General features: G+C 34.3%; 6 protein-coding genes and 1 pseudogene. 2 read left to right on the forward strand and 5 right to left on the reverse strand.

The window, feature by feature from the left end; translation table 11 throughout:
* Window positions 1–149: 149 nt before the first annotated feature.
* The 3 genes from iolG to LB941_RS12055 form a co-directional block, all read right to left on the reverse strand.
* Complete coding sequence (gene iolG / locus LB941_RS12045) at window positions 150–1,154, reverse strand: inositol 2-dehydrogenase (protein ID WP_253362236.1); 1,005 nt, start codon at window positions 1,152–1,154, stop codon at window positions 150–152.
* Window positions 1,155–1,471: 317 nt separating this feature from the next.
* Window positions 1,472–2,944 carry a CoA-acylating methylmalonate-semialdehyde dehydrogenase gene (locus LB941_RS12050; protein WP_253362237.1) on the reverse strand — a complete coding sequence of 491 codons (1,473 nt, stop codon included), beginning with the start codon at window positions 2,942–2,944 and terminating at the stop codon, window positions 1,472–1,474.
* Window positions 2,945–2,966: 22 nt separating this feature from the next.
* A complete protein-coding gene (locus tag LB941_RS12055; RefSeq protein ID WP_275980041.1) occupies window positions 2,967–4,457 on the reverse strand; it encodes a sugar porter family MFS transporter in 1,491 nt (496 codons plus the stop codon).
* Between the two features lie 371 nt (window positions 4,458–4,828).
* Between LB941_RS12055 and LB941_RS12060 the strand changes: the two genes are divergently transcribed.
* Both LB941_RS12060 and LB941_RS12065 read left to right on the forward strand, forming a co-directional pair.
* Window positions 4,829–6,241 carry a sugar porter family MFS transporter gene (locus LB941_RS12060; protein ID WP_253362238.1) on the forward strand — a complete coding sequence of 471 codons (1,413 nt, stop codon included), beginning with the start codon at window positions 4,829–4,831 and terminating at the stop codon, window positions 6,239–6,241.
* Between the two features lie 366 nt (window positions 6,242–6,607).
* Window positions 6,608–7,420 carry a DeoR/GlpR family DNA-binding transcription regulator gene (locus LB941_RS12065; RefSeq protein WP_253362239.1) on the forward strand — a complete coding sequence of 271 codons (813 nt, stop codon included), beginning with the start codon at window positions 6,608–6,610 and terminating at the stop codon, window positions 7,418–7,420.
* A 177-nt stretch (window positions 7,421–7,597) separates the two neighbouring features.
* Here LB941_RS12065 and LB941_RS12070 read toward each other — a convergent pair whose 3' ends face one another.
* Both LB941_RS12070 and LB941_RS12075 read right to left on the reverse strand, forming a co-directional pair.
* On the reverse strand, window positions 7,598–9,034 hold the full coding sequence (locus LB941_RS12070) for a sugar porter family MFS transporter (protein ID WP_253362240.1): 1,437 nt from the start codon (window positions 9,032–9,034) through the stop codon (window positions 7,598–7,600).
* A 63-nt stretch (window positions 9,035–9,097) separates the two neighbouring features.
* Window positions 9,098–9,292, reverse strand: a pseudogene (locus LB941_RS12075) (inositol 2-dehydrogenase); the annotation flags it as partial.

Here is a 9,292-nt window from a genome sequence, read left to right on the forward strand (position 1 = left end):
CCTTGAAAACCCGCTACAACAATATCACTTAATAATTGTTGTAAGTTGTTATCCTTTCCAATTGAAGGAATATCATCATTACGCCAACCGATTGGTGCGATTCCATAACTTATATCTTTTCTTACATCTGATGTCATTTTATAATCCTCCTAAAAAATATCTTTTACTTTTACTTCGTTCCCCGTTTTTAATGATTCTTTTGCAGCTTCAGCCAATCTAATGGCACGGATACCGTCTTCAAAAGTACATTCAACATCATGTTCACCATGTACTGCTTCAAAGAATGACTTTGTTTCTTTTGCATATGCTTTCATATAACGTTGTAAGAAAAACCACATTGGCTTATCTCCAACAACACCATTCTTAGAAGCATATGTTGTTTGTGAATCTAAAACATTGTCAGCATGAGCCATTCCTTCAGAGCCAAATAATTCGATACGTTGGTCATAGCCGTAAACAGCTTTTCTAGAATTGTCAATAACACCTAACATACCATTCTTAAATTTAAGTGTAATAATTGCTGTATCAATATCATTATATTGCTTAATTTCTGGTTCAATTAAAACATTACCGAAAACGTGTAGAGACTCCACTTCTTGACCACTAATAAATCTAGCCATATCAAAATCATGAATAGTCATATCCATAAATATTCCACCAGACACCTTTACATAGTCTAGTGATGGTGGTTCTGGATCCCGCGAAGTTATTTTTAGTACTTGTGGTTGTCCCAGGTTACCAGCATCTCTATAATCAACAATTCTGTCAAAACTATCATCAAATCTCCTGTTAAAACCTACTTGAAATACAACACCCGTATCTTTAACTACCTTATAAGCTTTTAAAATATCTTCATTATTAAATCCCACTGGCTTTTCACAGAAAATAGCTTTACCAGCATTTGCAGCATCAATAATAAAGCTAGGATGTAGATTTGTTGGTACGCAAATCAAAACAGCTTCAACATCACTACTCTCTAAAACCTCATGATAATCTGTAACAACTTTTCCAGCTTCTGGATACTTCTCCTCCCACGTATCATCCGCTTTAATATCACAAATATATTCAATAGTAATACCCGACATCTGTTTCAAATTCTTGTAATGAACATTACCAATACGCCCCATACCAATAATTCCAATTTTTGTAGCCATTACTAACACTCCTATCATCTTAAATTATATTGATTATGGATTCATCATTTTTAAACATATCCGCTTAATTACTCACTATAAGTTAACAACTAAGCTCCACAATAGACAAACAATGTATCCATAAAATATCCACAAACACATATTACTACTTCACTATTGTTTTGTAAACCCTTTCTTTGAAGCGAAATATAGTTTTTTTCACACTAATTTTATTGAATTCCAGAAACTTTATTTCTTCGCTTTCTTAATACAATTATGCAAAAAAGATGACTATTTCTATACGATAATCATCTTTTTAAATTAACTAAATAAATAATCTATTTAAACCTTTTTTGATCATACCTAGCAGTAACCACCTTCTTATGCGTATAAAAATCGACACCATCTTTACCATTAACATGTAATGTACCAAAGAACGAATTCTTCCAACCAGAAAATGGAAATACAGCAATTGGAGCCGGGACACCTAAATTAATTCCAAGCATACCTGCATCAATGTTTTCACGGAAATACCTTACTGATGAAGCAGAATCCGTAAAGATACATGCACCATTAGCCAATTCTGAAGCATTAGCTGTTGCCACAGCTTCTGGTAATGTATCAACTCTAATAACAGATAAAACAGGAGCAAACATTTCATCTTTCCAAATTTGCATATCCGTAGTAACATCTTCAAAAATAGTAGGGCCAACAAAGTACCCTTCCTTAGGACCTTGCTCTGACTCGTCTAATACTAGTCTTGCGCCTTCTTCTAAACCTTTTTTAACATAATTTAAAGTCCTTTGTTTGTTTCCATCACGAATAACAGGGCCCAAGAATACATCTTTATCCAATCCATTACCAATTTTGATATCTTTTGCTGCTTGAATAAACTTAGCCATAAATTTATCCGCAATACCATTTTGTAATACTAACACTGAAGTAGCCATACAACGTTCACCAGCTGAACCAAATGAAGAAGAAATTATTCCCTTAACAGCCGCATCAATATCTGCATCATCCAATACAATTGTATGATTTTTAGCTCCCGTTAGAGCTTGGACCCGTTTTAAGTTTTCACTGCCTTTTTTGTAAACATATTCACCGACCTTTTCAGATCCAACAAAACTAATTGCTTTTATTCCAGAGTTTTCAAGCAATCCGTTAACAACATCAACAGCGCCATTTACAATATTTAAAACACCTGCTGGTAAGCCCGCTTCCATAAATAATTCTACTAAACGTCTACTTGTCAATGGAGTTTTTTCAGATGGTTTCAATACAAACGTATTCCCTGTAGCAATTGCCATTGGAAACATCCAACAAGGAACCATCATTGGAAAGTTAAACGGTGTAATTCCTCCGACAACACCGATTGGATACCGATAATTTGCAGCTTCAACATCAGTTGCAATTGTAGATAATGAATCACCCATCATTAACGAAGGTACTCCAGCTGCGTACTCAACATTCTCTATTCCACGACCAACTTCTGCAATTCCTTCTTTTAAACTTTTACCATTTTCGAGCGTTACTAACTTACCAAGTTCTTCTTGATGCTCTACTAATAACTGTTGATATTTAAATAGAATCTTAGCTCTTTTAGGTACTGAAACCTTGCTCCATGTTTTAAAAGCTTTTTTAGCTACTTTTACAGCTTTTTCTACATCATCCTTAGTAGAATGTGGTACCTGTGCTAGAACTTCTCCTGTTGCTGGGTTATAAACCGGTTCATACTCTGTAGTATCAGCTTCAACCCATTCACCATCTATAAAATTCTTAAGTTTCAAATTTTTGTTAAATTTTTCCATTTTCTTCTTCCTCCATAACTTATTACTTATTTACTCTACTGTGATCCGGAAAATGTTTATCAAACTTATTATCTAATTCAATTTCTTCAAGCGAACGTCCTGCTGTCTCTGGGGTATACTTCACAGCAAAAATTAAGGAAAGTACATTTAGTACAATAAAAATCATAAATGTCTTCGTCATTCCAATTGATGCTAATAATATTGGAAATAGATATCCAACTAAGAAGTTCATAACCCAAAGAACAAATGTTGCGATCCCCATACCCATACCTCTTATACGAGAAGGGAAAATTTCAGAAAGCAATAACCAAGTCAATGGACCAATAGCGCCTTGGAAAAATGCTAAGAATATTACTGTCATAGCAATTGTAAAGTATGGCAATATTGGTGATCCTGAGAACAGATAACTTGTAACTGTAATTCCAGTCATTGAAAGTGTTGTACCGATAATTCCCACAATCAATATAGGTCTTCTTTTAAACTTACCCATTAAATTAATGGTATACAATGTAGCCGCCACAGAAGTAACCCCATTAGCAATATTGGCAATTAGTGCCGCACTTTGACCAAACCCTGCTTTTTGCAAAATTGTAGTTCCGTAATACATCATTATATTAATACCAATTATTTGTTGAAGTGCTCCTAACCCAACACCAATTAAAATAAGCCTTCTAATCCAAGGAACTTTTAAATCTTTTAGTGAAGCGGTTTCAATTTCTTTTTCGGACTTTAAAGAAATTTTTATTTTATGCATTTCATCTTCCGCCTGTTGCTCTGTTCTCATTTGTTTTAAAACAGAAAATGCTTCATCTAACCGATTATTAGCAGCTAGCCATCGTGGAGATTCAGGTACAAAATTCATTCCTATCCATAAACCTATCGCAGGAAGAGTGGCTAACACTATCATAAAACGCCAAATTCCATGAACATCACCAAATACAGTTCCTAAAATTGCATTGAATACAAAGGCGATAAGTTGTCCCAAAACTATCATTACTTGATTTCTAGTTACTAGCTTTCCCCTTTGTTCAGATGGCGCTATTTCAGCTAAAAAGGTAGGTACAATTACCGAAGAACCACCCACTGCAAGACCTAATATAAAGCGTACAGCTGCTAGAATAGGTGCTGTTGGCGACAAAGATGAAGCAATCGTTGAAACGGTAAACAGTGCTGCTAATCCAATAATAACCTTACGTCTCCCTTTTTTATCAGAAATCTTTCCGGTTAATACCGCACCGAATGCAGCACCTAATGTCAAAGAACTAGAAACTAATCCTTCCCATTGCGCATTCATGTTTAATTCACTGGCTTTTGCCATAAAAGGTAATGCACCATTTATAACACCTGTATCATAACCAAATAGCAATCCACCAAAAGAAGCAATTGTTGCTATAATTGTTAGTTTCCTTTTAACTTCTTTGCCCCCTAAGCCTGCTAACATCTCAGGATTTGAACCAGTACTATTGACCTCTTTCTGAGTTTTTTCCCCCTGTGAAACATCTTCTTTAATCATTACTGACCACCTCTTTAAAATTTAAGAACAACAACATACAATTATATTTCACAAAATCATCATAGCCTTTTAAAATAACTAAGTCAACCAAAAAAAATCAAAATATATCCAAAAAAGTAGCAAAACTTAATATAAATAGCCTAACAACAAGTACAAATAACTTTCATTGTCCATGTCTTCCTTCTTGTTCAAGGAAAGCGATACCATCCTTTTTATAAGTTGATTTTTTCTGTTTACAACATGAGAAATAGCTGTTATTATGATTGTGGTTTAAAATTATTTCTGCAGAATGTTTTGCCAACTTTAGTTGTATATTATGGACATATTATGGAGTTTATAGATACTTATATTTAGATAAAGGAGGAATTAAAATGCAAAATTCCACAGATTCTTACACTAATGAAAAAAATCATAACGGCTTTTTATGGTTAACTACAGTTATTACATGTATGGGCTCACTTCTTTTTGGGTATAATACCTCTGTAGTAAATGGATCATTAGATTTTATGGCCCAACGATCACAATTATCTCTTTCAACATTTAGTCAAGGTATTGTATCTAGTGGTTTAACATTAGGTGCCGCTTTCGGCGCTGTTTTTGGTGGACCTATCAGCGATAAAGTTGGTAGAAAACATATAATTTTATGGTTGGGTGCAATTTTTACAATTGGTGCTATAGGCTGTGCCTGGGCTCCTAGCTCTGTTATTTTAATTATTTTTAGATTTATTTTAGGTTTAGCTGTCGGTTCTGCATCAGCTAATGTTCCTGTATTCTTAGCAGAAATTGCGCCAAGTGAAATGCGCGGTAAATTAGTTACAATGAACCAATTAATGATTGTCTTTGGCCAATTTCTATCATTTGGTATCAACGCATGGTTGGGTAGTGCATTCGGAAGTAACGCCTCTATTTGGCGCATCATGCTAGGTGTTGCAAGTTTGCCAGCTATCCTGTTATGGATTGGAATGTTTTTTGTTCCTGAAACACCACGATGGTTAGCATCACAAGGTCGGTACTCGGAAGCTTTGCAATCACTGTTAAAATTCAGAAGTGCTAATAATGCAAAAAATGAATTAGCTGAAATCAAAGAAGCTAGCAAAAAAGATGTAGCAGAAGCTACACAACAAGCTACTTGGGCGGACTTTAAGCAACCTTGGGTCAAACAAATCGTCATTACAGGTGCTACACTTGGTGTTTTACAACAATTCGCTGGTATCAATTCTGTAATGTACTATGGTACAAAAATCCTAGAAGCTAGTGGTTTTGGAACTAAGGCTGCCTTAATTTCCAATGTTGCAAACGGCATCTTTTCTTGCATTGGTGCTGTCATTGGAATGTATACCGTTGATCGCTTAGGAAGAAAATTCTTAGAATATAGCGGTTTAATTGTATGCGCTATTTGTCTCATTTTCGTCGGTATCATTAGTACATTTGCAAGTAGTGCAAGTTGGTCTGGCGTTGCTGTGATGATTACAGTTCTTATTTATATAATCTTTTTCCAAGGTACACTAGGCCCAGTTACATGGCTTATAAACTCCGAAATTTTTCCCGCTAAATATCGAGGACTCGGTACTGGGATTACTATTTTCGCTCTTTGGTTCGCCAACTTTTTAGTCGGCTTATTCTTCCCAGTAATGTTATCATCATTAGGATTAGCTAATTCATTTTATATTTTTGCAGCTTGCTGTATACTAGGGATATTCTTTGTTCATGCTAGAATACCTGAAACTAAAGGTATCAAGCTGGAAGAAATAGAAGAATACTTCCATAAAAAATACGACAAATAGTCCACGTATGTTTTATAGTTCTCTACTTAAAATAAAAACCACCTTCCAATGAATAGGATTTGAAACTCTGCTATGGATTTCAAATCCTTTTTATTTATATCATTTCATTTAACAGAATCTATGTTTAGCTCTCAGTTTATATCAATAGTTAATAAGAGTGCGTTGACAGTTGCTAATCGTCTAAAAACTATGCTATTTTTAAACCAAGGAATTATTTATACATCCATTGTTTTTTATTATGGTTCATAATATCTAATTTTTAAATATATTTATATTAAAGCATCCAAAATATAACCAAAAAAACGGTATAATGTACTCAAAAAATGGTATAATACTATTAACAATCTATTGATGGGGGTCAATTTCATGTTAAAAGAAGAGAGAATTTCTGCAATCGCAGATTATATAAAAGAGATGCAAACAGTCTCTATGGCTGATCTAGTAAATCGATTTGGAGTTTCACCAAATACTCTAAGACGAGATTTAAGTAAACTACTTGAAAATGGCAATTTCAAAAAAATTTATGGTGGTGTAACTGTCAATAATAACAATAAATCATTAATAGACTATACCGAAAGAAAAAGCAAAACATCTAAGGATAAGATTTCAATTGGCAAAGTTGCCGCAAGCCTTTTCGAAAGTGGCGATCTTATTTTCTTAGATTCTGGAACCACTACAGATGCTATTTCCAATTTCTTACCACGTAATATTTCCTACACTTTAATCACAAATAGTTTACAGTTGATCGTCGCCGCATCCGAATTGAGTAATGTTAAACTATTAATCATCGGCAATCAATTCAATCCTAAAACACAATCCTTTACAGGCACAGATGAAGATACTCTCTTCAATAAATACAATATAAATAAAGCTTTCATGTCAGCGACTGGTATATCGTTAAATAACGGCGTCACTAATTCTGAATTTAATGAGTTTAAAATAAAATCACAAGTGTTAACGAAGTCTCTAAGTAATCCTAATCAAGAAAACATCTTATTAATTGATCATACAAAATTCGATCGCACTGCACTTCTCACCTATGCTCAAATCAATCAGTTTTCTAAAATCATAACTAGTGGCGAAGCTCCACTTAAATATAAGGAATACTTTGAAAAAAACAATATCGAATTAATAAATAGTCATTTAAAAACTAAACCATCCGTAAATCCTCATAAATAAAAAATCGCTAAATCCAATATCTAAATTTAACGATTTTCTACGAAATGTTTTTTCTTAATCACCACTTTCTAAATAAGCAATTATAAAATGACCACTCACTATATACCATTGCTTTTATACTTTTATGCTTTAAGACATTGAGATTACATAATCTCAATGTCTTTTCGTTTAATAATACTAAATCTTTGATTTACCCGTGTATTCCTTATCGTAACGTGCTCTGAAAAACGATTCTATATCTTCTAAATTAACTCCCTTTGTTTCAGGAACTCTAGCAGCTACAAAAATAGCACCAAGAACACAACAAACCGCAAAAATATAAAATACGTTTGCTAGGCCTAATGCAGCCATTAAAACAGGGAAGAGCAAACCAACTATAAAGTTAGCAAACCATAACGTAAAAATAGTTATCCCCGTACCTAAACCACGGTACCTACTTGGGAAGATCTCCGAATTCAACAACCAAGTTACAGGTCCCAATGTTCCCTGATCAATTACAATATAGACTAATATAATAATCATAATAGTATATGGTGTCCAAGACGCTGTTGCAGCATAACTTTTAATTAATCCAACTACCACTAATGAAATCGCACAAAAAATCAAGCCTATTAATTCTAGTTTCTTTCTACCTAGCTTATCAACCGTATACATGCCAACAATTGCTCCGATACATGAGAAAACACCATTAGCAACATTAGCTATTAAAGCTGCACTAGAAGCAAATCCGGCATCATGCAGAACTTGAGAACCATAATACATGATAGAATTAATACCTGCGAACTGTTGAATAATCCCTAACATTCCACCAGTAATACAAATTTGAATAATCCAATTCTTTTTAAAATCTTTCCATGATGCAGCTTCAGCTTGCGCTTCTTTTTCTTTTTCTGCATTCTCTTTAATTTCTTGCAATTCCAATTCTGCTTGAGCTTTACTACGAATTCTATAAAGAACTTTTAATGCTTCCGCAAAAAGATTCTTTGATGCAAGCCATCTTGGACTTTCAGGCATAGCATACATACCTATCCATAATGCTATACCTGGAATACTTGCTAATGATAGCATTACGCGCCAAATTCCGGCATTACTACCAAAAAGATTTCCTAAAATAGCATTTATACCAAAAACCAAGAATTGACCAAATACAATTAAAAATTGGTTCATCGAAACCATTTTTCCACGTTTAGCAGCTGGAGCAATTTCTGCTAAGTACACTGGAACCGTTCCCGAAGCTGCACCAACAGCTAATCCTAGTATAAATCTACAAATAATAAGCGTTGTTGTATTAGGAGCAAGTCCACAAGCTAGTCCAAATATTGTAAAAATAACACCTAACCATATTAATAACTTTTTTCTACCAATTTTGTCACTCAAAGGTCCACCGAAAACAGCACCAAATGCAGCCCCCAATGTTAAACCACTTGAAACTACACCTTGGGCCCAAGCAGACAAACCTAATTGGCTGGACTTAGACATAAAATCCAAAGATCCATTAACAACAGCTGTATTATATCCAAACAATAACGCTCCCATTCCCGTTATCCAAGACACAAGAGTTAAATAACCGTTATGTTCATTTTCGTTGTCCGAATTTATATGTTGATTTTCCAAAAAGTTCACCTCCATAACTCTGATATTAAAAACTTATATATCTAGTTTTTAGAAATACGATTACTACCCTATATAAAATGCTGGAGTTTCAGGGAAATCTAAGTCTTGCTTTTCACCACCAGCATCTAAAGACTTCAGAGCTGCATCAGCTGTTACTGCTGCAATATATCCATCCCATGCCGAAGGACCTTCAGGTGACAAATCTCTCGATACATGATCTACAAAATCACGGAATTCAATGTCATAGGCACTTTCGAA

It is taken from the genome of Ligilactobacillus ubinensis (assembly GCF_024160875.1).
In the GTDB taxonomy this organism is placed as follows: domain Bacteria; phylum Bacillota; class Bacilli; order Lactobacillales; family Lactobacillaceae; genus Ligilactobacillus; species Ligilactobacillus ubinensis.